The organism is Streptomyces durhamensis (assembly GCF_000725475.1).
GTDB classification, from domain to species: domain Bacteria; phylum Actinomycetota; class Actinomycetes; order Streptomycetales; family Streptomycetaceae; genus Streptomyces; species Streptomyces filipinensis.
Genome location: NZ_JNXR01000088.1, coordinates 1 through 786 on the forward strand (window position 1 = coordinate 1; position 786 = coordinate 786).

1 protein-coding gene is annotated in these 786 nt (G+C 62.3%); it reads right to left on the reverse strand.

All coding sequences use genetic code 11. The annotated features are described in order from the left end of the window. A partial coding sequence (locus IO33_RS0141885; protein ID WP_245236076.1) for an MlaD family protein occupies positions 1-639 on the reverse strand: 639 nt, incomplete at its 3' end. Positions 640-786: the final 147 nt, after the last annotated feature.

The window sequence follows — 786 nt, forward strand, 5'->3', positions numbered from 1 at the left end:
GTCGATTCCCGACGGGTCGTCCAAGATCACTTTCAGAGTCTCATCAGCCGACCTCAACACTACGTCGAGCTGGTCGGTGTTCGAGGAGACCTCCGAGACGGTCTCCAGCGTTGTCCGATACAGGGCGTCGAATTCCTGCGGATCCTTGGGGAACGTGGTGTTCAATGTCGAGATTGCGGTGTGGATTTTGTCGAGCTCACCGCCGCCGAGGACATTCGCCATCCCGCGCATGACGTCCTCGACATTTGCTGCCGGCTCGGTCCGTGCCAGCGGGATCACCGAACCCGACCGCAGCAACGCACCCGTCGACGGCTCGACTGGGGGAAGGATGGCAACGTAGATCTCACCAAGGAGAGTGTCTTGACGCAGCTCAGCTCGCGATTCGCCCGGCAGCTGAGTGTTGTTCTTGATGCGAGCTTTGACGACCGCATTCCCGTTCTCGTACGTGACATCCTCGACGGCTCCGACGCTGAGCCCCTCTGAGAGGACTTTTGCGAGGGCCGGCAGGTTGAGTGCGCTGGTGAACTCCATCTCGATGTCGTAGCCGTTGCCGTCGGAGGTCCCTATGGTCGGCGGATTGTCGGCGTTGATCCCACACGACGTCACGAACACCATCGCTGCCATCAGTACGACCATCATGGGTCCGAAGCGTGAGCGGTTGACCGAGATCATCAGGCCCCCCCCCCCATCACCCCGGCGATCGTCCTTGACGCACCCCCGGGCCCGCAGACGCCGTTTGCCGCCGACGCGGCGCAGCCACTGACGAGGCTTCGCAAAGGCAGCGAC